At 56.6% G+C, this 25,911-nt stretch carries 19 protein-coding genes and 2 pseudogenes; 10 read left to right on the top strand and 11 right to left on the bottom strand.

Annotated features, from left to right (window positions below):
• The first annotated feature begins 159 nt into the window (after window positions 1-159).
• The gene (locus B060_RS0114770) at window positions 160-2,274 is read left to right on the top strand and encodes a malate synthase G (RefSeq protein ID WP_018082572.1); all 2,115 of its coding nucleotides are present in this window, start codon (window positions 160-162) and stop codon (window positions 2,272-2,274) included.
• Here B060_RS0114770 and fghA read toward each other — a convergent pair.
• Window positions 2,271-3,104: an S-formylglutathione hydrolase gene (fghA, locus tag B060_RS0114775; RefSeq protein ID WP_018082573.1), complete on the bottom strand. Its 834-nt coding sequence runs from the start codon at window positions 3,102-3,104 to the stop codon at window positions 2,271-2,273. The two genes, B060_RS0114770 and fghA, sit on opposite strands and share 4 nt — an antisense overlap.
• Before the next feature lie 299 nt (window positions 3,105-3,403).
• Between fghA and B060_RS0114780 the strand changes: the two genes are divergently transcribed.
• Window positions 3,404-4,177 (top strand): CE1 family esterase, encoded by a 774-nt coding sequence (locus B060_RS0114780; protein WP_018082574.1) that lies wholly within the window; start codon window positions 3,404-3,406, stop codon window positions 4,175-4,177.
• A 136-nt stretch (window positions 4,178-4,313) separates the two neighbouring features.
• On the opposite strand, the gene B060_RS0114785 is transcribed toward B060_RS0114780, so the two are convergent.
• On the bottom strand, window positions 4,314-5,405 hold the full coding sequence (locus tag B060_RS0114785) for a GNAT family N-acetyltransferase (RefSeq protein WP_236621574.1): 1,092 nt from the start codon (window positions 5,403-5,405) through the stop codon (window positions 4,314-4,316).
• A gap of 393 nt (window positions 5,406-5,798) precedes the next feature.
• Between B060_RS0114785 and B060_RS0114790 the strand changes: the two genes are divergently transcribed.
• Complete coding sequence (locus B060_RS0114790; protein ID WP_018082576.1) at window positions 5,799-6,278, top strand: hypothetical protein; 480 nt, start codon at window positions 5,799-5,801, stop codon at window positions 6,276-6,278.
• A gap of 1,451 nt (window positions 6,279-7,729) precedes the next feature.
• Here the strand turns inward: B060_RS0114790 and B060_RS0114795 are convergent.
• Entirely contained in the window at window positions 7,730-9,232 is a 1,503-nt protein-coding gene (locus B060_RS0114795; protein ID WP_018082577.1) for a tryptophan halogenase family protein, read from the bottom strand.
• A gap of 740 nt (window positions 9,233-9,972) precedes the next feature.
• On the opposite strand from B060_RS0114795, the gene B060_RS0114805 reads away from it, so the two are divergent.
• The 4 genes from B060_RS0114805 (at window position 9,973) to B060_RS0114815 (ending at window position 15,033) form a co-directional block, all read left to right on the top strand.
• The gene (locus B060_RS0114805; protein WP_026172870.1) at window positions 9,973-12,702 is read left to right on the top strand and encodes a TonB-dependent receptor; all 2,730 of its coding nucleotides are present in this window, start codon (window positions 9,973-9,975) and stop codon (window positions 12,700-12,702) included.
• Between the two features lie 339 nt (window positions 12,703-13,041).
• A complete protein-coding gene (locus tag B060_RS24715; protein ID WP_018082580.1) occupies window positions 13,042-13,836 on the top strand; it encodes a CsgG/HfaB family protein in 795 nt (264 codons plus the stop codon).
• Between the two features lie 307 nt (window positions 13,837-14,143).
• Window positions 14,144-14,398, top strand: a complete 255-nt coding sequence (locus tag B060_RS26590) for a PadR family transcriptional regulator (protein WP_236621576.1) — start codon at window positions 14,144-14,146, stop codon at window positions 14,396-14,398.
• Window positions 14,395-15,033: a hypothetical protein gene (locus tag B060_RS0114815; RefSeq protein ID WP_018082581.1), complete on the top strand. Its 639-nt coding sequence runs from the start codon at window positions 14,395-14,397 to the stop codon at window positions 15,031-15,033. Before B060_RS26590 ends, B060_RS0114815 begins: the two co-directional genes overlap by 4 nt.
• Window positions 15,034-15,253: 220 nt before the next feature.
• Here the strand turns inward: B060_RS0114815 and B060_RS0114820 are convergent, their stop codons facing one another.
• From B060_RS0114820 to B060_RS26595, 6 genes and pseudogenes are all read right to left on the bottom strand, one after another.
• Window positions 15,254-16,405 carry a pectinesterase family protein gene (locus B060_RS0114820; RefSeq protein ID WP_236621575.1) on the bottom strand — a complete coding sequence of 384 codons (1,152 nt, stop codon included), beginning with the start codon at window positions 16,403-16,405 and terminating at the stop codon, window positions 15,254-15,256.
• A gap of 12 nt (window positions 16,406-16,417) precedes the next feature.
• Window positions 16,418-17,374 carry an alpha/beta hydrolase gene (locus B060_RS0114825; protein WP_018082583.1) on the bottom strand — a complete coding sequence of 319 codons (957 nt, stop codon included), beginning with the start codon at window positions 17,372-17,374 and terminating at the stop codon, window positions 16,418-16,420.
• Window positions 17,375-17,439: 65 nt separating this feature from the next.
• Window positions 17,440-20,475 carry a TonB-dependent receptor gene (locus tag B060_RS0114830; RefSeq protein ID WP_018082584.1) on the bottom strand — a complete coding sequence of 1,012 codons (3,036 nt, stop codon included), beginning with the start codon at window positions 20,473-20,475 and terminating at the stop codon, window positions 17,440-17,442.
• Window positions 20,476-20,535: 60 nt separating this feature from the next.
• Window positions 20,536-21,543, bottom strand: a complete 1,008-nt coding sequence (locus B060_RS0114835) for a FecR family protein (protein WP_018082585.1) — start codon at window positions 21,541-21,543, stop codon at window positions 20,536-20,538.
• Window positions 21,527-22,102 carry an RNA polymerase sigma factor gene (locus tag B060_RS0114840; protein WP_018082586.1) on the bottom strand — a complete coding sequence of 192 codons (576 nt, stop codon included), beginning with the start codon at window positions 22,100-22,102 and terminating at the stop codon, window positions 21,527-21,529. The genes B060_RS0114835 and B060_RS0114840 overlap by 17 nt, the downstream gene beginning before the upstream one ends.
• 391 nt (window positions 22,103-22,493) lie before the next feature.
• Window positions 22,494-22,753, bottom strand: a pseudogene (locus B060_RS26595) (IS66 family transposase); the annotation flags it as partial.
• A gap of 239 nt (window positions 22,754-22,992) precedes the next feature.
• On the opposite strand from B060_RS26595, the gene B060_RS0114850 reads away from it, so the two are divergent.
• Together B060_RS0114850 and B060_RS0114855 are read left to right on the top strand one after the other, a co-directional pair.
• Window positions 22,993-23,370 (top strand): helix-turn-helix domain-containing protein, encoded by a 378-nt coding sequence (locus tag B060_RS0114850; protein WP_018082588.1) that lies wholly within the window; start codon window positions 22,993-22,995, stop codon window positions 23,368-23,370.
• Window positions 23,370-24,626: a type II toxin-antitoxin system HipA family toxin gene (locus B060_RS0114855; protein ID WP_023447297.1), complete on the top strand. Its 1,257-nt coding sequence runs from the start codon at window positions 23,370-23,372 to the stop codon at window positions 24,624-24,626. Before B060_RS0114850 ends, B060_RS0114855 begins: the two co-directional genes overlap by 1 nt.
• A gap of 64 nt (window positions 24,627-24,690) precedes the next feature.
• Here B060_RS0114855 and B060_RS28445 read toward each other — a convergent pair.
• Window positions 24,691-25,137 (bottom strand): annotated as a pseudogene (locus B060_RS28445) (restriction endonuclease); the annotation flags it as partial.
• Between the two features lie 92 nt (window positions 25,138-25,229).
• A complete protein-coding gene (locus B060_RS27240; protein ID WP_155847644.1) occupies window positions 25,230-25,409 on the bottom strand; it encodes a hypothetical protein in 180 nt (59 codons plus the stop codon).
• Window position 25,410: 1 nt separating this feature from the next.
• On the opposite strand from B060_RS27240, the gene B060_RS27245 reads away from it, so the two are divergent.
• Complete coding sequence (locus B060_RS27245) at window positions 25,411-25,575, top strand: hypothetical protein (RefSeq protein ID WP_155847645.1); 165 nt, start codon at window positions 25,411-25,413, stop codon at window positions 25,573-25,575.
• Window positions 25,576-25,911: the final 336 nt, after the last annotated feature.

Below are 25,911 nucleotides of genomic sequence, written 5' to 3' on the forward strand. Positions count from 1 at the left end.
TCACCCGATAGTTTGCGCTGGTGATGGAAAATTGAAAAGAAAGTAAAATCAGAGTGTTGGCAATTATTTCTAAAAACGGAAATAATTTTCAGAAAAATTGACGGTTGGCCAGGTCAGGCCTAACCTTGAGATCTGTCCGCGTCAGATCAAAGGTGGCTCATGGCCCGCGTCTCTATTGGTTCCTATTCCGTTGCTGAACCCCTGCATCGCTTTGTTATCGCGCATGCCTTGCCGGGTTCGGGTGTTGCGCCAGAGGCTTTTTGGCGTGGACTGAGCGATCTGCTGGCGACATTCAGTGCGCGGAACGCGGACCTTCTGACCTGTCGCGACAGCTTGCAGGAACAGATTGATGCCTGGCACAAGGCGAACCCCTTCGCGCCTGTGGCTTATAAGGCGTTTTTGCAGGAGATCGGCTATCTGCTGCCGGAGCCGGTCGCTTTCAGCGTCACCACGAAGGATGTCGATGATGAAATCTCACGCCTTGCCGGTCCGCAACTGGTCGTGCCGGTCTCCAATGCGCGCTATGCGCTGAACGCTGCCAATGCGCGCTGGGGCTCGCTCTATGATGCGCTCTATGGCACCGACGCCCTGGCGCCACCCATCAAAACAAAAGGATGTGATACAGCGCGCGGCGCTTTGGTGCAGGCGCAGGCGAAAGCCTGGCTCGATCAGTTTGTGCCGCTTAAGGGCTTAAGCCATGCCGAGGTCACGGCCTATAGCGTTGTCGATGGGGCCCTGATCGCCAATGGCGGAATCACGCTGCAACACCCTTCGCATTTTGCCGGTTTTACCGGCGCCGCCGATGCGCCCGCATCCATCCTGTTGCGCCATAACGGTCTGCACATGGACATCCTGATCGACCGGGATCACCCGGTCGGGCGCGCTGACGCGGCGGGCGTTTGCGATATCGTCATGGAGGCCGCCTTATCGGCGATCATGGATATGGAGGACAGCGTCGCGGCCGTCGATGCCTGGGACAAGGTTGGGCTCTATACCAACTGGCTGGGCCTGATGAAGGGCGACCTGAGCGAGACCTTCCGCAAAGGCGATCAATCATTGATGCGGCGGCTCAATCCCGACCGTGATTACATCGCGCCTGACGGCAAGGCCCTGACCTTGCATGGTCGCAGTCTGATGCTGGCACGCAATGTCGGCCTGTATATGTATACGGATATGGTCACCGACGCGGAAGGGCAGCCGGTGCCGGAAGGCCTGGTCGATCTGATGATCACTGCCCTGATCGCGCGCCATGATCATGGTGGCAACAGCCGCACGGGTTCGGCCTATATCGTCAAGCCGAAGATGCACGGGCCCGACGAGGTCGCCTTTGTCGTTGAGACCTTCGCCTTTGCCGAAGAGGTGCTGGGCCTGCCGGCGGGTACGCTGAAAATAGGCATTATGGACGAAGAGCGCCGCACCAGCGTCAATCTGATGGCCTGCATCAAGGCGGCTTCGCAGCGCGTGTTCTTCATCAATACCGGCTTTCTTGATCGCACGGGTGATGAGATCCACACCTCGATGGAGGCGGGGCCTACCCTACGCAAAGGCGACATCAAAAACGCCGTCTGGATCAAGGCTTATGAAGACGCCAATGTCGACGCGGGCTTGCTGTGCGGTCTGCCGGGATATGCCCAGATCGGCAAGGGCATGTGGGCGGCGCCTGACCGGATGAAGGACATGCTGACGCAGAAGATCGCGCATCCGCAGTCAGGCGCCAGCACGGCCTGGGTGCCGTCGCCGACGGCTGCGACCTTGCATGCTGTCCACTATCACAGTGTTGATGTGACGGCGCGCCAGGTCGAGATCCGGCAACGCAAGCGCGCCTCGCTCGACGCGCTCCTGACCCCGCCCTTGCTCGATCGCAACCTGTCACCGGACGAGATCGCCGAGGAACTTGACAACAATCTGCAGGGCCTGTTGGGCTATGTTGTGCGCTGGATCGATCAGGGGGTGGGCTGTTCCAAGGTGCCCGATATTCACGATGTCGGGCTGATGGAAGACCGGGCCACCTTGCGTATCTCCTCGCAGCACGTCGCCAACTGGCTGCACCATGGCCTGATCACGGAGGCTCAGGTCGAGGGCCGCCTGAGGTATATGGCGCAGGTCGTGGATGGCCAGAACGCCGGCGACCCGCAGTATCGGCCGATGGCGCCGAATTTTGATGGTGTGGCGTTTCAGGCGGCGCGCGATCTGGTCTTGCAGGGACGCGCGCAACCCAATGGCTACACCGAGTTCATCCTGCACAAGCGGCGACGCGAGGCGAAAGCCACTTAAAATCTTGCGGCGTGCCAGCGCAGATGGTCGTCCATAAAGCTGGAGATGAAATAATAGCTATGATCATAGCCTGGCTGAAGACGCAGGGTCAGCGGCAGTCCGGCGGTATCGCAAGCGGCTCGTAAAAGTTCCGGCTTGAGCTGACCGGACAGGAAGCTGTCGGAGCAGCCCTGATCAACGAGGATATCGGGCACGCGATGACCGGCGGCGATCAGGGCGCAAGCGTCGTAAGTTGCCCAAGTGGCGCGGTCAGGCCCCAGGTAGCCGGTAAAAGCCTTTTCGCCCCATGGCACCTGCGACGGTGCCACGATCGGAGAGAAGGCCGAGACAGCGCGATAGACCGGATTTCGTAGGGCGATGACGAGTGCGCCGTGGCCGCCCATGGAATGGCCAAGTATCGACTGGCGGGTCATATCGACAGGGAAGTTGGCGGCGATTAGTGCCGGCAATTCTTCGGTGATATAACTGTACATCCGGTAGTTTTCGGCAAACGGCGCCTCGGTGGCGTCGACATAGAAGCCCGCACCTTGGCCAAAATCGTAGGCGGCGTCATCGGGAACGGTCTCACCGCGTGGCGAGGTGTCTGGTGCAATGAAAATAAGCCCAAGGTCTGCGCAGGCGCGGCGGTAGTCGCCTTTTTCGGTGACATTGGCGTGGGTGCAGGTCAGGCCTGACAGATACCAGACAACCGGCAAATTTTCGCCGGCTGCGACCTGTGACGGCAGAAAGATACTGAAGGTCATCGGGGTCTTCGTCTCGACGCTGTCGTGGCGATAGACCACAAGCTTTCCACCATGAGATTCGTGGACTTCGAGCTGTTCGAGCGACATGGGATTTCCTTTGGAGCGACAGGGGAGGCACCGTCGTCATAGAGCCTGGGCTGAGGCAGGGTCAAGAGATTACCGGCTTCCGGCCCTATTCAGGATGCGTTACATTCACGGCCATAAGACCATCAGCGAGAGACAAGGCCATGCGATTGCACGTTCAGGGATTTCAGCCCCTCCTCCGCCTTATTATACCGCTGCTGATATGGTTTGGATCGGGCACGGTCGCTCATGCCTCGACAGGGTGCGGGCTGAGACATGCCGGACAGACGCAATCTGTCGCCATTCCTGGCACGGGGCGGTCTATGCTCATCCACCTGCCGAAGGATTCCGATGCCGCCACGCCACAACCGATCCTGTTTCTCTTTCATGGCAGCACCGGCACCGGCGCGGATATGCTGAAAGATTCAAGGCTTGAGGCGACATCCGACCACAACAGCTTTATCGTGGCCGCACCCGATGGCGGTATACCCGCTGGCAAGGGCTTCGTATGGAACATCCCCGGCGTGCCGACCGTCACGGGTAAGATCCCCGGCCCGGACGACGCCGACGACGTCGCCTATATCAAGGCGGCGATTGACTGGCTGGCCTCGGAAGGCTGCGTCAATCGCGCGCAGGTCTACGCCACGGGCTTGTCGGGCGGCGGCCGCATGACGTCGTGGCTCGGCTGCGTCGCCGCCGATCGCTTCGCGGCCATCGCCCCCGTCGTAGGTTTGCGCGCCGGCAATCCGCTGGCGGTTGACAAGGCGCGGCCCGATCCGACTACCTGCCAGCCAACGCGTCCTGTGCCGGTCATCGCCTTTGCCGGCGACAAGGATACGGTCAACCCGATCGAGGGCGGCGGCGCCGGCTATTGGCAATACACCATGCATGCCGCCGAGCAGCGCTGGGCGCAGCTCAACGCCTGTACGGTCGCACCTACAACACAATGGGTCACAGCCGATGTCTATGAAGAACACTACAGCGGCTGCCGCAATGATGCTGACGTGGTCGGTCGCATCACGGTTGGCGGCAAACATGCCTGGGTGGTCGATAATGAGGCGATGTGGGCGTTCCTGAAGCGTTATCGGCTCGACTGAGGTTGGCGTGCCTTTACGCGGACAAGCGTCAGCTAAGGCCCAGCCGCTGCTGTCATTGGGCGCTTCTTCCGGCGGAAGGTCGGGGATGATAGCACAGGCGGTGGCTGTCGTCGCCAGCCCTTACCGACCAGCACCGCTAGTCGGTATGACCGCCTCCGATGCGACGTCGGGCGTTGGCGAAGGCATGGGCGACCCCTTTGGCACGACCGGCGAAATCAAGTTCGAGGCAGGCGATCTGATCGACGCGACGGTTCAGTCGGGTCAAGGCATTGGCCACGCCGCGACCAATCCGGTAACGGTCCATCGATTTTTGCACATGACTGGTCAGGTGCGCCAGACGTTCGCTCAAATGTGCGCTGGCCGAGCCGCCATAGATGCGGGCATGGCGGACTGGAAACTGCGTGTTGCAGAATGAGGATTTGTAGTGGGTCTGGCCGGTAGAAAGATCGTAATAGCGCACGCCGGCGGCCTTGAGCACAGCGGGGGCGTCGCACAGGAATATCTGGCCGGGTGAAAACTCGCCAAAGGCCGGATCGAAGCTGGACACCCACGGGTGCATGCGATCGCCGTAGCGCAGGCCATAATGGAACATGACTGGCGCATCGCCGACCATCATGACCAGCAGCGATCCGTGCAAGTCTTCGCGCGGAGCGTCGAACAACTGTTCGAGGAGGCTTGAGGCCCAAGGCGCATCGAGGAAATTATGCAGCCCGTTCTGGGCGAGTTGCCTACGCTTGAGGTTAAGCATTCTCTCGTAGTGCTCGCGATCGAATTCGCTCAGTCGGAAGGTGATCTCGCCGTGCGCCGCAATCAGGTTGCGGCGGTGGCGGTTGATGTTCTTGCTGTGCTTTTTGGTAACGGTATTGATGGGTTCGCCGCTGCCGAGGTCGATGCCGTATCCCACATCGTCCGTACCGTCAACGTCACCAAAAACGCCATAAGGATCAATCAGACCGATAGCCTGGTAGCGGTCTATGCGAGCGGCGGCCAGGGCGTCGCGGGCCTTGAGGTCGGTGTCAGGGAAGGTGATCAGGGCGCTGTAATCGGCAAAGGGTGCGCCGACCGGGCGGGCGAAGCGGTTGGGGCGGCGATGGTGCGGCAGGAAGCCTATGGTCTCGCCATCGCGGCGATAGACGGCGATGAAGACATCATCGCGCACCAACGCCACGGCGCGGATAAAGGCCGGAGACTGGACCGGTGACTGAAAGGCTTCGGTGGCGTCGATCATATTCTGCCAGATAGTCTGGTCACAAGGAGAAAGGTTTTCGACGCGGATAAGATCACATGTCAGCACAGGCAGGCCTTTGGCACACAAACGATAAGGAAAACGGTATGATGCAAAGACCGGGCCAAGCCATGTGCACACTTTTTTCGGGTTCATGTCTGAGCCTTACAAGCCATTGTATCCGCCGCATGTTGTCGAGCTCAACTGCTTAAAAGTCGTGGCCTGTCTTTCTAATAATCCACGATCTCACCCCGCCTGTAAGCGAGTCAGGATAAAGGTCAGCCCCCCAATCTCGTTGTCCATGTTCGATAGAAGTCGGGTCTGCATTCAGTCGCACCGCTCGTACACGCGCTCTGTGAGACAATAGAGCAAGTCGTCGCGTTGCGGAGCGGTCTCATGGTCAAGGTCGATACGGATGTCTTCACGCGGCAGAGGCTCGGGCAATCCGCTGCACAAAGTTGCGCAGCGTGCTCTCGGAGCCAATGCGGCGCGCGGTATAACCTGCAGGCGCAGCCGGACCGTATTGGTGATGATCCCGTCGAGACCAAGCCGCAACTGACCGTCGTTGAGTTGTTCAGAGCAATTGCCAAACTGCACGCGCGGAACCTACTTGACGATGTCGTGTTGACATTCGATATCACCATCGCGATCCTCGACACCCGAGGCGATATCCGAAATCAGACGATGCAGAAGCTGGGCATTGTAAGGAAGGCTTTCAAGAACAATCCGGATGCTGACACAGACCATACATGGTCCTTAAGCCGCACGAAATTTAAGGCATTCTTATGCCACCGAACCGCAAACACCCGGCCTTCAGAAGCGTTCCAAACCCGCTCAGGGGCACGCCCGTCGATACCCTTGCACATGTCGGTTTAATTCAAGGTCAGATGCACTTTTGCGCCGAAGGGGGCGAACAGCGTCAGGTGCTCTCTGCGCGCTCAACCCCGTCAGACTTTCGCACATGATCCGGTAATGCCAGCGTCACCAGTGTTCTGTTCTTCAGCGCCGAGGCGGCAAGATCAGCCCTCTTTTCGCGGTATGCCGAACTGCATCGGCTGGCGGAAACGGAGGTCTGTGATGATCCCATGTTTGCGGGTAGAAGACGAGACCTTGATACCAGGCTGGTCTCGTCTCAGGGTGAGGGCGCGCTTCCTGGTCTTCGTTGGAGAAGCGCCGCTTAAGCAGGCCGGTTGAAGGGATGAGGCCGCGTTGCTGCTAACACGTAGTATGTACGGGCCAGTGGGGTTGGCATGCCTCGTTCTCAGATTGTTTTCCCACCATCAGAGAACCTCATTCATCGCAGAGGAACTTCGTTCGAGACAATTTGAATCTCCCTTTTGGGTGTCGATTCCGGATGCTTTCACGGTTTTTGGCGTGTGCAGGATAAAAGGACGAGAGGTCCGTGGGTTATTTTAGGCTCGGTAATCCTTACAGATCAAAGGCTTGCGCTACCGGAGCGAGAGGTGCTTGGACTGGTGTTGAGGTGCTGCAGCCATAAGTCTCTATATTTAAATGGCAATTTGCGAGGTGCGTTGAATTCTGGCGCTTGTCGCGGGAGGTGGCGCTGCAATCGCCCAATCGTTAGAAAGCCAGGTTAACTCGGCATCGAATCTATTCCCGCCTACCAGATGTGCCTAGTGGCAAGGCGGATTTCCCGGATTCCCTGACCAGGTTGTTTGGGTATTGAAGTTCTTTTCCGGCGTGAGGATAGGCATTCCAACGTAGGCGATGGGGGGGCGTCCACTATTTTTTATGAACACTCGCATGTTCCTTCAAGTCCGACATCACAGCCGGCACCTGGTAATTAAAAGGCACGCGAACATGGTAACTTATTCCTAACGACGGTGGATAAATTGCGGACTTTCGGCGCGGATCTCAAACATTTCGACGCGGGGCTGGGTGTGGTCGCTGGGCCTCATCTCCAGGGCTAGTTTCGCATCATCAGCATGTCTATTGTTTAAGCCCAATGATCTATGGTTCGGATGTTGTCTGAGCTTCTTCCTGCCAGTCAGCGTCTCGTCGTTTCTGTTTATCGAGGCTCTGGTAACAGCCTCGAATGCGGGTGAGCTCTGCTTCTTTTGTGTGCTGTCTCACCCGCTGATCCCAATGTCTTTCACCAGTATCTTGCGACCTTAAATGCCATCAAAGGCTGTCCGCCCCAAGGCATGGCGATGAACACAGCTGTGGTTCAGTTCAGTATGGTTTCCACGAGACTCGAATCGAGTTGCACGATCGTTCGTGCGGTGAAAAACCCCCTCAAGATTGAACGTCGAGCCAAGCCGACCCGACACGTGACGCGGGCGATTTCGTGTCGCTATATCGGGGGTCTAAGCCGGCGTATAGGGCGGTATCTCCAGGACAGCGCCGCGTATCGTATCGCGCATCGTGTTGAAGTGCTGGTCAGCCACCGCCTCGCTGACGAGGCGGGCCATCGGGTCGTAATCGGTGGGGATTATGTTTTGCCCCAGCATAACGGCCAGCCAGCTTGAAGCCTGGAACAAGTCGCCGCGTGTGAGCACTATGCGTGACGTTGCTCTAAACTGATCAAGTTTGTAGGTCAGGCTGTCCGGTATCTCCATTGTGCGGCAATAGCGCCAGAAGGCTGAATCGTCGCGTTCCGTTGCCTTGTAATGCAGGATGAGGAAGTCACGGATCGCATCGTATTCGGCCGCGACCGCACGATTGTACTGTTCTGCCGTCAGAGGGTTGAAATGCGTGTCCGGCCATAGATCGAGTAGCTTGATCAGGCCCGAATGGATCAAGTGGATGCTAGTGGATTCGAGTGGCTCCAGGAAGCCTCCGGAAAGTCCGATCGCAATGACGTTCTTGTTCCAGAAGGTTTTCCTGCGGCCTGTCTTGAAGCGGACAAATCTGGGTTCTGCCAGTGCCTCACCATCGAGATTGGCCAACAAGGTGCCCGCGGCCTCGTCATCGCTCATGAAGGGGGAGGCGAAGACGTGGCCATTGCCGGTGCGGTGCGCTAGGGGAATGCGCCATTGCCAGCCGGCGCTGCGCGCGGTCGAGCGCGTGTACGGTGTGAAAGGTTCGCTACGTGCGCTGGGGACGAAGGCTGCGCTATCGCAAGGCAGAAAAGCGCTCCAGTCTATGAAGCCGCTTTTCAAGGTTTTTTCGATCAGCAGGGCGGAGAGGCCGGAACAATCGATGAAGAGATCTCCTTCGATCGAGGCGCCATTTTCAAGCTCAAGCCTCGTTATGAAGCCGGTGTCCGGATTCTGCTCAATATGTTTGATTTTTCCTTCGCTGCGGACCACGCCTCTCGCTTCGGCGAAACGTCGCAGGTAAGCGGCGTAAAGGCCGGCGTCGAAGTGGTACGCGTAGCCGAGTGTGGACAATACGGATCCATCGCGTTTAGGGTGCGCAAACCGGTTATGGCGCGCGGCCATGCACGTTAATGAATAGTCCTCAAAGGTTTCATTGTGGCCAGCAAGCCGGCGCCGGGTCAGATGATGCTGGAAGGCAGTGCGTCCGATCGGCGCTCCAATGGTGCCGAACGGATGGATGTAGCTGTGGTCAAGACGTGTCCAGTCGCGAAACTCGATACCGAGTTTGAACGTCGCTTTGGTTTCGCGCATGAAATCGGCTTCATCGATCCCAAGCAGCCGGTTGAAGTCCAGAATATAGGGTATAGTCGCTTCACCGACGCCAATCGTCCCGATCTGTTCCGACTCAACCAGCGTAAGGCTGCCGAGCGCGCCTCCGGTCACTTTTGAGATGAGGGCCGCAGACATCCAGCCGGCCGTGCCGCCCCCGACGATGACGATTCGTTGTTGGGCGTACGAAGCCTGTGTTGAGGTGGATGGATTATGCATGGAGAACCTCATAGCAGGTTGCGGCTGAGAAAATACATATCATAACTATTGAGGCCCATGGTATTGGCGCGCTATCGCCACCATCTTTGCTTCGCAAGTTTATATTTACTTATTTATATATATTATAATTCAAGGGCATAAAGGATATTTCTTATGTCGAGTATGCCGTGATGGGCGCAAATCTTCCGAGCCGCAGCAAAAAACAGCATGACAAATTTTCATATATAAATACGCGCCTTATTGGCATGTTGTTGGTGTTGACCTAAGGGATGCTTTGTAAGGGGCATTTCATAAGTAATTTGTATGGCCAATAGTGTATTTGGCAACACAGGTTTGGCGACTTGTCACGGACTTATATTTCATAAGTGATAGGAAAAATGCGAAATATGGAGCCTTGTGCGAAAAATACCACAGCCACGGTCGCGTGGTATTGTCGCATAATGGTGCATTTAAAAATCATAAATTATTGAATTATATAATTAAAATATACATCTTGAGGGAATAACCGGTGATCGTATACTGTAGCCTAATAAATTGGTCATATCGTATCATTGATTAAATAAACCAATTTTTTTAAATGGCGTTGACAGCAAGAATTGTGAGAGTATTGTGACAAATTGTTGCAATTGCGTCATTATTTATTGTAAATTGGCTATATTGCAAGCAACGCGTCAATTTATTCAACAAAATTGAATCTAATACATGTATTTGAATCGCCAAATACAGTTAGGGGAATCCATATGAATTACAAACAATGCGTGCTGGTTACAACAGCGCTCACGAGTATTCTCGTCGGCGGTGGAGCAATGGCGCAAGAGGCTGCCGGTTCTGCCGATGCGGCGACCGAAGTGGTGGTGACGGGTATCCGCCACAGCCTTCAGAACTCCATCAAGGCCAAAAAGACAACGGATGCTATCGTCGACGTGATCACAGCCGAGGATGTTGGCAAGTTCCCGGACACGAACGTCGCTGAATCGCTCTCGCACTTGCCCGGCTTTGCGGTCGACCGTCAGTTTGGTGAAGGTGAAAAGGTTTCGATTCACGGCACCGATCCGGCTCTGAATCGTATCTTCATCGACGGACACGCCATCGCCTCGGCCGACTGGGGTGGCAACCCCAACGACATCACCGGACGTACGTTCAACTATGCCATGCTGGCGCCGGAAATCATCGGTCAGGCGAAGGCCTACAAGAGCCCGGAAGCCTGGATCGACGAAGGTTCGCTCGGCGGCACCGTGATGATCGAAACGCGCAAGCCCCTGGATCTGCGCTCGGGAACGCTCTCGGCTTCAGCCGGCTACGAGTACAATGACCGTTCGGAAAAGGGCAATGCCCGCGGTTCCGTACTCTACAGCTGGAAGAACGACGCGCATAACTTCGGCGTGCTTGTGGCGGCCACCTACGACAAGCAAAACCTCTATCGTGCCGGCATTGAATATTTCGGTTACAGCACCGGTGGGGATCTCGACGGCAGCTTCGCGACCACCAAGGACTCGAGCGGCAAGATCACGGCCGTGACCGGCCCGAACATCAATGGCGCCGCGCCGACACCCGCCTCCTACGCGGAGATGAACGCTGCGCGTATGCCGTGCTGTATGAACTTTGCTTACTTCGACCAGACACGCGAACGCAAGGGCCTGAACGTTGCCGTTCAGTGGAAGCCCAGCGATGACTCTGAGGTCACGCTGACGGCGCTGCATATTGACGGTGACTACACCAACTTCAGCCAGTCCGAATATTCGGTCGCAAGCTGGGCTGGTAACCGTGCGTACGACATCTCGGTCGGCAACGGCATTGTAACCGGTGCAACGGTCGGCGCTACGCCTTACGTGCACTTCAACCCGGCCAACCCGACCGCTGCCACGAGCTACGACCCCAACGCCCAACTCGATACCAACCTGCGCAAGACACAGGTCCTGACCGACAGCATCAATCTGGCGGGCAAGATCAATCTGGGCGCCTGGAAGCTTTCGGGTAACGCGGGTTGGACAAAGGCGACTGGTGGTAAGAACCCTGAATATCTCGCCAGCTTCCAGACGGATGCCGGCTTCACCTTCGGCTTCGATCAAAATCACACCAACGTAAACTACACGTCCGATCCGTCGGATCCGACCACCTTCTTCAAGGGTGATCTGCGCGATATGACGGTCAACGGCGTGAAGGGTTATTATACCCAGATCGGCGGCATCGCTTACGAAAAATATACCGACCAGGAGAAGTATGGTCAGGTCGACGCGGCCTATACCCGCGAAGGTTTGTTCAACAAGGTTTTGTTTGGTCTGAAATACTCTGACCACGACAATGGCTCATGGAGCCACGGCAGCGCCATCTATCTGCAGCAAGAAACCGATCTGTCGGATTATGACTGGACGCTGTCGCCAGCGAACCTGTTCAGTGGCCTAGGCGCTTCAGGCAATGCCACGCAGTTCGCCACCATGACCCGCGAAGGCGTGGTGTCGATGCTCAATGGCGGCGTCTACAAGGACCAGGGCGATAACTACGGCGCCATGTTCAATGTCAACGAAACCAACGCCGCAGCCTATGGCCAGGTAAATTTCTCTGACGGCAAGGCCCACGGTAACATGGGTGTACGAGTCGTAAAAACGCGTGATCAGTCGGACTATTGGTCCTCCAGCGACAATGGCGCCACGTTTACGCCCCAGTCGGTTGTTCAGGACTATACCGACATTCTGCCTTCGGTGAACCTGGTTTACGATCTGTCCGACAACCTTCTGCTGAAGGCCGGTGCCGCCAAGGTCATGGCCCGCCCCCGCTACGGCCAACTGGCTGGTTCGTTTACTCTCGACGATCAAAAGCTGACAGGCGGTGGCGGCAACCCTTATCTGGATCCATACCGGTCGCTGAACCTTGAAGGCTCGGTTGAGTATTACTTCGGCAAAGGCGGTCTGCTGTCGGCTGAAAGCTTCTTCCGTGACATTTCGTCCTACATTATCACGAAGACGGACGATCTTTCGCTCTACAACGTAACTGAAGGCAAGATGACGACCTACGCCGTTAGCTCGCCGTTCAACGCGCAAAATGCCAAGGTTCATGGCCTGGCATTGCAAGCGCAAACCGACATCGCCTGGGGTTTCGGAATTTCGACCAACGTAACCTATGCAGAGGCGAATACCGGCACCAAGGAATACTATATGCCGTATCTGTCCAAGTATACGGTCAACGTCATTCCTTACTATGAGAAGGGTCCGTGGCAGGCTCGTCTGAGCTACAGCTACCGTACGAAGTACTTCACGGCGATCGGTCGTAAGGGTTCCAAGGACTTCACCGATTCTTACACACAGGTCGATCTGTCCGCCAGCTACGACATCAATGACCGCATCTCCTTCTACGCCAAGGGGCTGAACCTGCTCGACGAGACCTATTATCAGTTCTCTTCGGTCACGATTGCGCCGACCAGCTTCTACAAGAATGGTCGCCAATTTATGGTCGGCTTTAACTACAAGATGTAAGTGCACACGCACTTGCTCTAAGGTCCGTTGGCTTACCTTTCCCCGGTACACCCAATGCGGCAGATGGGACTTCAGGAGGCGCTACCCTATTGGCGCCTCTTGGGGTCCCATTTTTTTTGCCGTTAAACTCCTTATGTTTGAGGCACTCAAATGTGGCCCTCGACAATCGCGTTGCATTGTCGATGAATATTAGAACGCGTCCCCAAAGGTCTAATATTACCGTTAAATTTACAATATATTATTTATAAACAATCCCTTAACTATAGATTATTCTTTACAACAAAGTGAAGTCCTTTAAATTGGGCTTTCTACTCAACTGCTACTATTCCGGGTGACAAAATGCGTAAGACCAGTGCTTTTCTTTCGACCTCAATCGGCATGCTTATGGCGGGTTCAGCCTTTGCACAAACGACGGTGAAGGAGGTGGACATTCGCGCTCTCGTTCCCCACTGCGAAGCCCCAGCAGCGTCAGTGCTGATTGGCAGAATCGATTGCAAGGCGTCGGCCTGTAGCGCGATGTCCGGCGATTCTAACGGCAAGATGTCAGGTCTGATGGCAATGGCTCAGATGGCGCAAGGGAACGACCTCGTTGATCTGAGCCAGCTCGGCGCTGGCACGGCAAGCGCGCTCACCACGGCCCTGAACACGACGGGTTGTTTCAAAGTGCAGGATCGAGGCGATATTGAAAGCCTGAAAAAAGCCGCCGAGGACGCTGGCATCGAATTCAAGGCAAGGCCGGTTGATTATCTGGTCACCGGCACGATCACCTCCGTCAGCTCGCAGACGAATTCCAACAACCTGGCGGGCGGCATCATCCCGGTGGTCGGCGCTTTCAAGAAGACAAAGAAGCACGCAGACCTCACGATCGATATTCGCGTGATCGACGCCCACACCTCCGAGGTGGCCTTGTCCAAGACCTTCCAGGTGTCGAGCGAGCGCTCCAACTGGTCGTTTGGTGGCGGCGGCTATTCGAACGGCTTGATGCTGGGGGGCGTGTCTTCCACGAAATCCCCCGAATTGGATTCGGTCGCCAATGAAGTCGTCATCAACGCGACCGGCTATCTCGCTGAGAACCTGGCTGGTCCGAATGTGACCGCCCATGCGCAAACCCTGCCGCAACCGGCAAAGAAATAGTAGTCATAATGGCATACAACTGGGTTTGACTGTTTGAGGACGAAAAACCACTGAGCGTCAGGCTGCTAGCCCCCCTAAAGAGCTGAAGATAATATTCACGCGTGGGTACGAGCTCACCTTCAGTGGGGGGCGAAAATCTCGAAACCGGCAGCCTTACCATCAGTCGGGCCTCAAAAGAAAAGCGGATCTTGCCATGGCTTGCGCTAGACGTTAAACGGCTTGACTCTATAATCTACATATGTAGATTATGAGAATGACGAGAGCACCCAATATCTCACATCAGACCCGTGCGGTTCTTTCGGCACTTATGATCCAGCCACAGGCTTGGCGCTATGGATATGACCTGTCGAAAGAAACCGGGCTTAAATCTGGCACGCTTTATCCACTATTGATCAGGCTTCACGATCAAGGGCTGCTTGAGGCGGAATGGCGCCCTGCTGCAAAGCCGGGCCGCCCACCACGTCATGCGTACCGGCTAACGAGTGCTGGTGAGGTAACCGCATCTGCTGGCAGTGCGATCGCTCATGTATCAAAGGCCGGGTCAAAAGAAGCCATCGCATGAGCCTGTCTTCAACATTGATCTTTCTGGCCACCCGAATACTTCCAGACTCTCGAAAGATGTGGGGGGACGCGATGCTGGAGGAATTTAAGTTCATCGATTCCGGACGGGAGTCATTCGAATTTGCCCTGGGATGTCTCTGGGCCGCGACCAAGGAAAGGGTGAAGCCGATGAATATAGTTGTTAAAATTGGTCGCTGGAGCGTTGGTGGTGTGACTGCGGCCTACGGCATCTTTCATCTCTGCGGCTTTGCACACGCTATCTCAATGGCCTTGGGCAAAACAGGCTCATTCTATAACACGCTCGTTGCCCACCAACATCTAGAGGCTGCAGAAAGCTATCGCGCAGCATCGCCAATGTTGGCCCTTTACCTGTTGGCAATGGGTTTGAGTAATTTAACGGCTGCGATCTGCCTCGTCCGCTGGCGCCCCAGAACTTTCACCTTTGCGTGTCTCGGGGTGTTCGTCACGAGCATGATGTTCACAGCGGCCAGTCTCTGGGATAATTGGGATACGCTCGTGGGCTGGAGACTGGCGGATCGGGGCTGGCAGTTTATCCCACTGGGCTTATTGGTTGGCGCCGCATACGTATTCTGGCTGTTGGGCAGTCGCAATAAATCCCAGGGAATCGCGGCCTGAGTTCGGCATATGTTCCCGTTTGTTGGCTTGTGCTGCAAGAATGCGCTGGGAGGAATCGCTGGACAATGCGTTACTATTTAAACGCTTTTTGATGCGAAAGTTTGCTCAACTTTGCTTCGCCTCTTGGAAAGAAAAAAAACGGCCGCCTCAATACGCAGATCGAGGCGACCGAGTACAAGCAACGTCTGCGGGGGCAGAGTGCTTTAGGCAGAGGCGATACTTACTTGCGGCGAGGATCACCCCACTGGACAAAAAAGGTTTGGTGAATTTTCCGGATATCCATGTCCGCTTTCCATTTGATCCCGATGTCCACGTGCCTCGCGCCGGGCCCGTAGGATCCCGTTTCGGAAAAGCGCGAGTCCTGAGGCGCGAAGACGGCGGTCTTTGAGCCATCCCGTGCGGTGCCGTTCATGCTCGCCCAGTGCGCCGGGTGGATGTGAGCGTCCATATAGCAGTCGATAAAGGAAGCCTGTCCGATGGCGTTCGGGTCGGCATAGCGTCCGTCGGGAAAGGCTGTTGTCGGATGCCATGGGCGGCCGAGGGCTATCGAACCATCCGGAACGCCGTCTTCACGCGTAAGCTTCGAGCGATAGACGACGATCCCTATCGCCTGCGTGATCTGTGTGGAGGGGGCTGCGATAAACGACTGGACGTCATCGGTGACGGTGGGGGCGCGCTTTCGGCTTTCGACCGTACTGTTCTCGATCAGCACCTGACCATTGCCGAAAATGAAGTCGACATTGCCGGAAATAAAGCTGTCATGGATGAGCACGCGATTGCCGTTGGCAAACAGGGTGTCCTGATATCCCTTGATGGCGGCGTGGCCGATTACCACCCTATCGCTATGAACATCCAAGAGGAGCGCGACCGCCTGAGAATTGGATATCTTGCCCGGATCCGTGTCGGAGCGCGCGTCGTTTGACAGATAATCGAAACTGTTCTCGATCGTTATACCGTCAACCGACACATCCTTGGCGTCAATGGTCAGGGTGGCGGAGCCGGGGGTGCCCCAATTCTTGCGATGATGATGGCCGGCGGTCTGAGCCACCGCATCGTAATGGAGACGGGTCGACCCCATACCCTGTCCGCGCAGACGCACCTTGTCGCGAAGGATCGTGACCTTCTCGTAATAGCTCCCAGGTTCAATGAGGATGTCAATCCAGTGTCCGGCCGTGTCGCTGACCGAAGCATTGAGCGCCAGCTGGATGCCGGTGAAGCACCTGGGCTGGGCCGCACAATGGCTGGATACAACATAGCGCACGACATCCGATTTAATGTCGGTCGGCGTTGCGCAGGCTGGAAATGCCGTCGCCATCAACAAGGCCACAGCGGCGCTTCGAAGAGGGGGCAGGCGTCCATTACGACTGGTCATCTACGGATCCCGTCATTTATGTTGTAAAAAGAAGTCAATTTTTTCAACAACCTGGCTCAGATAGGGTTCGAAAAGCCAAATGTCGTGAGGTGCGTTGGCTAAGGCGTAGAACTCATGGCGTACACCATAGGCATCAAGCTTTTTCTCGACCTCTTCGTGGCCGGCCGTAAACCTTGCGATACCGCTGCTGATGATCAGTGTCTGCGGGGCGTTAGGTGAGACATGATAGGCAGGGCTCGCCTCGCGCCAGGTGGCCGGCACGTCCTCCATGGCGCCCCCCAGCCATTTGGCAGCAGGTGATTGCCTCCCCGCGGCGTTTTCAAATTTGAGCGCCTGGGGCGTGGTGAAATCGAGCACCCCATCCAGGTCGATCAGAGCCTTGATGCCCGTATTATCAGAAGGTTGCGATTTGAAGAGGGGGGTATCGGCCGCGAAGGCCAGCAGGGCTGCCATCTGGCCGCCCGACGATGCGCCACCCAGCGCCAAGGTCTCCGTATCAATACCAAACGCCTCCGCATGTTGCTTGACCCAGATAATTGCGTCATTGACGTCGATCAGGCCGGCAGGGTAGCCAGCTTCTGGCGCCAGGCGATATTCCGGTAGAAAAACCGTATAGCCGCGCTGCGCCAGCAGGTTGGCGAGGGCGTAAAAATGCGCTTTGCTGCCTGAACGCCACGCGCCGCCATGAACAAGCACAATCCCTTGCCGATGATTATGCCCCGGCACAGGTGAGAAAATGTCGATATGTAAGTCCCGGCCGTTGGCCGACTTATAGCTCTGATCAAAGCGTATCTGCTGACCGTTCTCGAAGGTCGATGCCGGCCATCTGAGCTCCGGATATGTATCCTTATAACCGGCGTAACGCTGGGCGATGGAGTAGCTGTCGTCGACCGGCCGCAGATCGCCTGCATTTGCCGGAGATGAGACGGCAAGAGTAAGAGACGTAAGGGCCATAAGAAGCGTCTTCATACGATAACTTTCAACGGATCGGGAAAACGGACTGCCGCAAGGATGCGACAGTCCGTGATACGTCCTTAGTACTTATAGCGAAGTCCCAGAATCCACTGAGCGCCGGTGTGATTGTATTCCCGGGTCAGATCCATGACGCCGGTATCGCCCGTGCCATAGATACGCTCGACCTCGTCGGTGATGTTGATACCTTCAAAGGTGATCGTGAGGTTTTGGTTCACATTATAGAAGGAGGCAAAATCGACATGTGTCGGGCCGAACTTGCGTTCCTGAAGGTGACCGTTTCCGCCCGGCTCGCTCAACAGGTAATCATCCCGCTTGTTGACCGAAATGCGCGCGCCATACTTTTCCGCGTCGTAATAGAGGGTCGCGTTGTAGGAGTTCGGCGACAGGCCGGTCGAATCCTTGGCGGACACGTGGGTGTAGTTTGAGGCGATGCCGAATTTCGACCAGACTCCCGGCAGGAACGTAAAGGGCTGGTTATAGGTCAGTTCGAAACCCTTGACGCTGTTGCCATCATCGTTGTTGACCGGAATGGTAAAGGTATAGGGTACGACGGCCGGATCAGCGTTGTAGGACGGATCATATTGCGGATCGGCATACATCGCCGGCCAGAAGGACGGATCGACCATCTTCGTCACGACGTCCGTCTTGAGCGAGCGAACAATGTCCTTGTTAAAGACGGTAAAGGCCAGGAGACCTTCCTTGCCGAAATACCACTCGACGCTCAGATCGGTATCATTGGACTCATAGGGCTTCAGCGCCGGATTGCCGACGTTGCCGACGGTGCGGGTCGTGTAGCCGAAGACGGGGCCGGCAATGTTGAGCGAACTCAGCCCCGGCCGGGTCATGCTGCGGCCGTATGATCCCCGGACGACGAGATCATCGCGAACATCGAGGGCCAGGTTTATCGATGGCAGATAGTTGTCGTATGACACCTCGGTTTTGACGGGCGTGCCACTGACTAGGGCCTCTGACGACACATTGGTCTTCGCGTAGCGTAAGCCGGTGTTGGTCCGCAGCCGCATCTCGCCCAGATAATATTCGGCGTTCAGTTCAACATAGCCGCCCAGCGTCTCCTCACCAACGGTCCAGCCGGCCGCTGCATTATCGCTATAGCCTGGGGTAATGACGCCGGCTGCGGCTATCGCATCGAAATCAGCGACCCGGAATTTGTTCAGGGTGCCATCCAGCCCGCTGCCAAAATTGGAAATGGGGAAGGGCTTGGTATAGGTCGATGGATTGAAGCTCGGACTGGCGCCATAGCCTTCTGCGTAGATGACCTTGCGGTTGTTATAGTTGAGACCGCCTTTCAGCGAGAAGCTATCGGCATTGTATGTAACGTCAAATTTGGAGGTGAAATTCTCTTTCTTGACGTTGTTGATCCGATTGGAGGCTGTCAGCGCGTTGACGTAATTGCTCGCATTATTCGGGTCGTAACTCCCGTAGCTGATGGCCGGCACATAGGGATTGCTGGTATAGTCGTAAGCATAGAAGTGGGGGATGGAGCGGTAATAGAAGCGAAGCTCCGTGCGATCCGCGTCATCACTGGCGGTCCCCGCCATGGCGTCAATGGTCAGTTGGTCCGTAAGCTTGAACTTTCCGGACAGGACGACCTGATTGAAGGCCGATTTCGATTCCTGATGTCGGCTTTCATACCATGACGTGACATCGTCGAAACTGGCGGCGATCAGTTGTTTGCCGTCTGGCGCAATGGTGAAGGAGAGGGGGGTCTGTCCGGTATAATTGCCCGCCGTGCCGTGTGTTAACAACCACTCCATCGAGTTATAGCTGTAGCGATCATTCGTCAGGTCGGAATGCAACGCGTCCAGGGTGATAAGCACCTGATCATTCGGACGGTATTGCAACGAGCCGGTAAAGCCCACGCGCTTTTGATCATTGCCAAAAAAGTCCGCGCGGGGCAGGCGAGGCGCCCACAGACAGTCAAGCGGATCAGCAGCGCCGCACGCATTGGAGGGCGTACCGGTCACGGTTGGATTGCTGTCCGCCCAGGAATCCCCATTTGCGAAAGGCGACGTCCAGCGGACACTGGCGTAACCTTCCTGATGGACGGTCCGATTAGAGATGGCTGCCGAAAACAGCGCGCCGAACTTGCCGTCGGACGACTTCTTGCTAACGAGAAACGCCACACGCGGATCATGCTTGGTGGTGAGCGTATTGTAGTTGTCCTGGACCGACGCCGAGATCGTGAAGTTGTTGCGGAAGTCAAAGGGCCTGGCGGAGTAGAGATCGACCGTACCGGCGATACCGCCTTCTTCGGTGGAAGCGCGCTGTGTCTTCTGTATGTCGATGCGGTTGAAAAGTTCCGAGGCGAACAGATGGAAGTCGAAAGCGCGGCCCGCATTGATGGTCACGCCGCCGCTATCCAGCCCATCGCTTGAGGCCGGCACTTCCATCCCGTTCAAGGTTGTGCGGGTAAAGTCGGGGCCAAATCCGCGCAGTGTGATGTTGCGGCCTTCACCGCCTTCACGCGACATGGCCACACCGGGCACACGCTGGATAGATTCCGCCAGATTGAGATCGGGCATCTTGCCGATATCCTCGGCCACGATGCTTTCAACGGAGTTGGCGGCCTTGCGCTTGATGTCACGCGCCTTGCTGAGAGAGCCGCGGATACCCGTCACAACGACAACGACGTCATCGGCAGGCTGTGGCGCTTCATCGGCGTTCTGTGCTGGCGCTGCAATCGGATCCGCGGCGGCCACCATCGCAGGTGCTGAGTCGCTGACAATATAGGCGGCTTTTGAGGCCCGCGCGGGCGCCGCTTCGGCGAGCACGATCACGCCATTGGCTTGGGTAACCGGTGTCAAATTTGTGCCGCTTAAAAGGCGCGTCAGCCCGTCACGCACGGGCATGGTGCCACGGACCGCACTTGTCTTGTGCCCCCTGGCCAGACGTTCCGGCACAAGCAATTGAATATCGGCCTGCTGGGCAAACTGCGGGATGCCTTGCTGGGCCGGTTGAGCGGCCACGTCAAAGGTCTTGACCTGCGCGAAGGCGGGTACGGCTGAGACCATAAGCAGAGTGGTGCCGGCAAGCAGCAACGACCCACTGAACACGCGCAACTGTGCGTTCATCATCGAATTCCTCCTGTGTATGGCACCTTGTGGCGCCTTATGTGTAGAGGACTTTTCGCCCCCTTAGTTTACGATGCCTGACGTCGGGCGTTCCGTATTGTCTATATCACTTTTTTTTAGGCTTATGAAAATCGCCTTGTCAGTCCGCTTGATATCCGCGTTGAAAGCCTGCGCCACCGCCCCGGAAAAAGCGTCGGGATCATCCGTGCTGAAGCGGCCAAGCAGGCGCTCATCCGCAAGGCTCGAATCTTCGATAACGATTTTGATCTGATTGTAGCGATTATATTCCGCAGCCGCCTCTGCCAGGGTCTTGCCGTTGAGGGCAATCTGTCCTTCGCGCCATGCCAGCTCGCTGTCGATCGCCTCGGGCGCATGGTCGATCTTAGGGCTGGCCTTGTCTCCGATGAAGGTGCGATCCCCCGCATGAAGCAAAACAGCCGTTTGGTCGGCGCCGTCCATCCAGGCTTTAACTGTGCCTTCTGTCACCAGAATCTCGGCGCCGCCGTCCCTGCGCTTCACTGAAAAGGCCGTCCCTACGGCCTGAACGCGCGCAACACCCGCTGTGACAACAAACGGCCTTTGCTTGTTCTTGGCGACCTTGAACCAGACCTCGCCCTTAACCAGTTCGATACGACGTTGGGTATCGGTCATGTCGACCTTGATGCTGCTCTCGGTATTGATCGCGGCAATCGAGCCATCGCTCATAGGCAGACGACGAATTTCCCCCATACGGGTTCCGGTTTCCGCTTGGTGCCGAACGATAAGCACGCCCGCTAATCCGGCCGCCGCAAGCCCGCCGGCGCCCGCACCAGCCATCATAAAATGGCGCCTGGACAGAGGTGAGGTTTTGGTCAGGGGGGCAGCGCCCCGGTCACCAGAGCATGTCCCAAGGGCTTTGGCGCGTGACAATGCGGACCAGCCGGCTTCCGCGCGCAAAAGTGCGCCGCGCCGCCGCGGGTCGCCCGCAAGCCAGTCACGCAAAGCCGTCTCATCCGCTTGGCTAAGCGGACGTTCCTTTACAGCCCAGACGCTGGCGGCCTGCTCGATCTGCTCACTAGTTTCGATGGGCATCGACGCCACGCTTGAACTCCTTTTGCGGATGGGAACCGCCATCTTCCGCAGCCATTGATCGCATAATCAGCCTTAAGGCCTTTGCGGTTTCATTTTCGACGATCGTTTCTGTCACCCCCATGACACGGGCGATTTCCTTCTGAGCAACACCTTGAATTCTCCGCATCTCAAATATCCTGCGGCATCGCTCAGGCAGTGCGTCTATCAACCTCTTCAACCTCGATAGCTCCGATCGGGCCGCCGTTATCTGCTCCGGCGAAGGCGCATCGCTAGCGATATCCAGGCGGTCAATTTCATCAACGCTTTCGATCCGCACGATCCGGGCGCGACGCAAGCGCATGAACGCAATATTCTTGGCCACCGTAAAAAAATAGCCTCTTGGCGAGGTGATATGGTCAATCGTCGCCAATTCGGCCATCTTGCAGTAGGCTTCCTGAAGGATGTCCTCGACATCTTCATGGCTCATTCGGGCACGACGAAGCCAGGCGCGAACGTCACGCTCATGGGGAAGGATCTGTGATCCTACCCACTCTACAATATGCCGCGGCGCCGACTCCATTCAGGCCTCCCATTATATAAGATGCCTGAAACACCGACTTCCGTAAAAGAATTTATGCCGCTCCGCCTGACAGCGGACCTTAGACGTTTGGGGTCTGCTGTGACTCCGGCCGTCAACCTATGCGGATGCAATCGATCCTTATACGAAGCATGCCTAACCAAGACCTTCAATATCCGGGTACCGGCGCCCGGTGTCGATGATCCCTCTCGCGTCAATCGGGCCAAAAAAGCTGGAGGCAGAGCGTCTTGATTACTATGCCTCGGTCATAGAGGTCCTTTCGCTGTCGGAAATCCCGACTGATCGTGCCCTCAGCCGAGCGCCCGTGGATCACCTCGGAATCGACCGTCCAGCGGCAGCCAAGTCTAAAGTCTCAGGTCGGTCTTCTGTAAGCGCTAAATAGCCAACTTTTTCGGCCGGTTGCAAAGACCCTGATGTCTCGTTCGAGAAGTTTGTTGTCGATCGGCATCCTGCCGTCCTCGGTCTAGCGCGTCAGATATTCCCACTGGTTCAGGGTATAGGAGACGGCGTCGCCAAGCTTGCTGTCGGGCAAGACTTTAGGGTGGATTTCGTCGAGCATTGTTTGAGGGCGCTCAAGACGGGAACACTGTGTTGCTGACGGAAGCGGCGTATGCAGTCGTATCGCGTTTCGCCGCGCCTTGCACCCAGATTCAATGCAGATGGGCCTTTCAAGAGACACTGCGTAAACGGATCGCCGTCGTCGTAAGATCCCGCATCCTTAAATTTCGATGGCACTCACCTGATATTCTGACCTCAATGTTGGCGCATCATGAGGTGTTTCCTCAGCCGAGGCCTTCCTCGGTCGGCATTTATGAACATAATAGTGCATAAATATAGCTTTATTAAGTTTAATCGTGTATATAAGCGGCATTATGAAAAAGGCAAATCTCCCGTCGATCCGGGCTCAAAACGAACTCAAGAAGCTGGGCGCTGATATTGCCGCGGCTCGAAAGCGTCGCAGCATCACTCAGGCTCGGCTTGCCGAAGGCGCCGGGATCAATGTTTCCACGGTTCGCAGGCTTGAGTCCGGCGATCATGGCATTTCGCTGGGCGTGCTTGCCATGGTGCTGGTCGTGCTCGGTGAACCCTCCCGCCTCGGGAGCCTACTCGATGGGGCGAAGGATGAGGTGGGCCAGATGCTCGACACCCAGAACTTGCCCCAACGGGTAAGGTCGGCCAGCAAAAAAGCGGCAAAGTCGCCAATTTCATCGGCCACTGCATCACCTGATGACAACGGGGAGGCGTTCTGATGGTCCAAACAACACATTCGGTCTGCATGGGCGACCAGGGTCTCGAAGTCGGGCAACTTATGTTTGAAGCCCAAGGCAATCGCCAATTCAGCCGATTCCAATATGCGAATGCTTGGCTTGAAAATCCGCGAAGCTTTGCCCTGGCACCCTCCATGCCGCTGCGCGAGACCCCATTCTTCTATCGCCCGGAAGGTGACCGTGGTTCGCCACTACCCCCTCCCCTTGCGGATACGACACCCGATAGTTGGGGTCGCAACATCATTAGACGCGACGCCCGTGAAGCCAGAACCGACACCCGCCCGCTCAACGAGTGCGATTTTCTAACCGCCGTCGACGACTTTTCACGCATGGGTGCCTTGCGTCTGCGCAGTCCCGACGGGGGCGATTTCCTGGCGAGCCTGCCAGGCGGCCTCCATGACATCCCACCGCTGTTGCAACTGAACGAGCTCGGTCGGACCATAGCCAGCCTTGAACAGCAAGAACCGATGACGGCGAAAGCACTCCAGCGCCTTCGTCAGGTGGGCAGTGCCCTTGGCGGCGCGCGTCCCAAATGCTCGGTGCTCGATGGCGATCAGCTCTTCATCGCCAAGTTCACCTCGCGTCTCGACACCCAAAGCGTTGAGCTTGTCGAAGTCCTGACGCTACAGCTGGCACAGCTATGCGGTCTTCGGGCGCCCGCCGTCCGGCTCGATCAGAGTGACGGCCTGGCTGTCGCACTGATCCAAAGGTTCGACCGCAGCGCAAATGGACGCATCCCCTACATTTCGGCGCAGACCATGCTCGACAGGGACGAAGCCAATCGCGGAACCTATACCGAGTTGGCGGAAGCGATCCGCGCCCATTCCGACGCCCCCGGACGTGATTTGCTGGAACTGTTTAAGCGCATTGCCTTTACAGTCCTGGTATCGAACACGGACGATCACCTGAAGAACCATGGCTTTCTTTATGCCGGCAATGGTCAGTGGCGTCTATCGCCCCTTTTTGACGTCAATCCGTCTCCTGACCGCCACCGGGAACTGAAGACAGCGATATCGGAGATCTCAGGTACGACTGCCAGCGTCGCAATACTCCTGGAGCACGCACCCTTTTTCGATGTGACGAGCTCAGATGCGACTGAGATTTTGAAAGCCATGGCGGTGACAATCCGACAAAGCTGGCGCGGCCTTGGACAAAAACTCGGCATGACGCGCCAAGATTTCGAGGTATATCGCCCCGCTTTCGACCACGAGGATACCGACGTCGCTCAGAAACTTTGATACTTTCAGAGGACATCCGCCGGTAAAGCGCCCGGACCGTATCGACGTTCACAGCCGGCGCACGCCAATGCTTTGCCTGGACCAGGAACTTCTGCGCCCCGCGATGCAGGACGACGTCGATTCCGCCATCGGCACCATCGGACCTCAATTGGCCATCGAAGCCGTGTTTGGTGAAGGCGTGAGCGACAATCCGCTCGAAACCCTGCCAGGAGATCGAAGCCAGCACTACGCTCAAACCGGCCGTGTCCGCCAAAACCCGGACCCTACGCTTCTCGAACCAGCGCGTCAGCCATATGAGCCCTGACATGGTCAGGACGAGGGGGATCATATATTGAAACACCAATGCCAGCGCACGAAGAATAGATGCGGTCGTCGCGTCCGCAGCCGCAAGAGCGCCGAAGTGATGAAGGAAAAGGTAGCTGATGAGGGCTGCCGGCGGGGTTATGAAGGGTGGAAACGCACTCAGCATGGGCGCCCAATCCGCGAGATCGGGCGATTTACGTCTGTTCATTGATGATACCTGTGAGAGAAGGTCGAACAGGCAGAGGTGAGAGACTCTGCCGGTCGCCAAACTAACTCCAGGTCAGCAAATGTGAAGCGAGATCATGCACTTGGCAGCCGGATTTTCAATTCGCCGCCGGCGCCGAACATCGATCGATGCGATTTCAGGCGGGACTTAAGGCTGACCAGCGACAAAATCGCGGCGCCGGTGCTAATCCCGGCCTCGGGCTGGAACGCGGGTGTCACTTCAATATGTCGGCCCGTCGAGGTCCAGGCTGTCATCGTGAGACCGGTCAGCTTCGCGCTGGATACGCAGGATCGCGTTGTGCAATCCACCAATCAGGCCTTCCATGATGGTCGGCAGACGGTCTTCCAGGGCCGTGTTCAGGAAGGCGTCGAGGACTTAATTGGTAACGGTCAGTCCAAGGTGTTCGATTTCGCTCTGTGAGGGATAGGGCATTTGGTGCGCGGCGAGCGTACAGGCGGCGTCATAGCGGAAAGAGCAAAAGAAGCGGAGGACTTAGGTGGACCCCGTCAGTTGGACAGAAAGTGGGCTGACTTAAGATAGAGAGTCTTGCCGGTTAATTGTCGCTGGCGATTTTGCCAGAATGTCGGTGTTTCAGGCTACCATCTTTCCTTGATCGATTGAATCCCTTTCTTGCTGTTGAGGCTGTGGGGATGTGTGTAACGCGCTTGCGTTATGCACATATCCACAGGCGCGGCCCGCTTCAAAAATTTGCCTCGGGGTCTTGTAGTCGAGAGCCTGGTGCTTTCTCTGGTCGTT

Source organism: Asticcacaulis benevestitus DSM 16100 = ATCC BAA-896 (genome assembly GCF_000376105.1).
Classification (GTDB): domain Bacteria; phylum Pseudomonadota; class Alphaproteobacteria; order Caulobacterales; family Caulobacteraceae; genus Asticcacaulis; species Asticcacaulis benevestitus.

What these genes read in the sequence shown, in the direction of transcription:
- fghA (WP_018082573.1), bottom strand. Translation starts at nt 3,104, where the DNA reads ATGTCGCTCGAACAGCTCGAAGTCCACGAATCTCATGGTGGAAAGCTT.
- B060_RS0114805 (WP_026172870.1), top strand. Translation starts at nt 9,973, where the DNA reads ATGAATTACAAACAATGCGTGCTGGTTACAACAGCGCTCACGAGTATT.
- B060_RS26590 (WP_236621576.1), top strand. Translation starts at nt 14,144, where the DNA reads ATGATCCAGCCACAGGCTTGGCGCTATGGATATGACCTGTCGAAAGAA.
- B060_RS0114770 (WP_018082572.1), top strand. Translation starts at nt 160, where the DNA reads ATGGCCCGCGTCTCTATTGGTTCCTATTCCGTTGCTGAACCCCTGCAT.
- B060_RS0114830 (WP_018082584.1), bottom strand. Translation starts at nt 20,475, where the DNA reads ATGATGAACGCACAGTTGCGCGTGTTCAGTGGGTCGTTGCTGCTTGCC.
- B060_RS0114795 (WP_018082577.1), bottom strand. Translation starts at nt 9,232, where the DNA reads ATGCATAATCCATCCACCTCAACACAGGCTTCGTACGCCCAACAACGA.
- B060_RS0114785 (WP_236621574.1), bottom strand. Translation starts at nt 5,405, where the DNA reads ATGATCGACGCCACCGAAGCCTTTCAGTCACCGGTCCAGTCTCCGGCC.
- B060_RS0114790 (WP_018082576.1), top strand. Translation starts at nt 5,799, where the DNA reads ATGGTCAAGGTCGATACGGATGTCTTCACGCGGCAGAGGCTCGGGCAA.
- B060_RS24715 (WP_018082580.1), top strand. Translation starts at nt 13,042, where the DNA reads ATGCGTAAGACCAGTGCTTTTCTTTCGACCTCAATCGGCATGCTTATG.
- B060_RS0114835 (WP_018082585.1), bottom strand. Translation starts at nt 21,543, where the DNA reads ATGCCCATCGAAACTAGTGAGCAGATCGAGCAGGCCGCCAGCGTCTGG.
- B060_RS27240 (WP_155847644.1), bottom strand. Translation starts at nt 25,409, where the DNA reads ATGACAGCCTGGACCTCGACGGGCCGACATATTGAAGTGACACCCGCG.
- B060_RS0114820 (WP_236621575.1), bottom strand. Translation starts at nt 16,405, where the DNA reads ATGACCAGTCGTAATGGACGCCTGCCCCCTCTTCGAAGCGCCGCTGTG.
- B060_RS0114780 (WP_018082574.1), top strand. Translation starts at nt 3,404, where the DNA reads ATGCTCATCCACCTGCCGAAGGATTCCGATGCCGCCACGCCACAACCG.
- B060_RS0114855 (WP_023447297.1), top strand. Translation starts at nt 23,370, where the DNA reads ATGGTCCAAACAACACATTCGGTCTGCATGGGCGACCAGGGTCTCGAA.
- B060_RS0114815 (WP_018082581.1), top strand. Translation starts at nt 14,395, where the DNA reads ATGAGCCTGTCTTCAACATTGATCTTTCTGGCCACCCGAATACTTCCA.
- B060_RS0114850 (WP_018082588.1), top strand. Translation starts at nt 22,993, where the DNA reads ATGAAAAAGGCAAATCTCCCGTCGATCCGGGCTCAAAACGAACTCAAG.
- B060_RS0114825 (WP_018082583.1), bottom strand. Translation starts at nt 17,374, where the DNA reads ATGAAGACGCTTCTTATGGCCCTTACGTCTCTTACTCTTGCCGTCTCA.
- B060_RS0114840 (WP_018082586.1), bottom strand. Translation starts at nt 22,102, where the DNA reads ATGGAGTCGGCGCCGCGGCATATTGTAGAGTGGGTAGGATCACAGATC.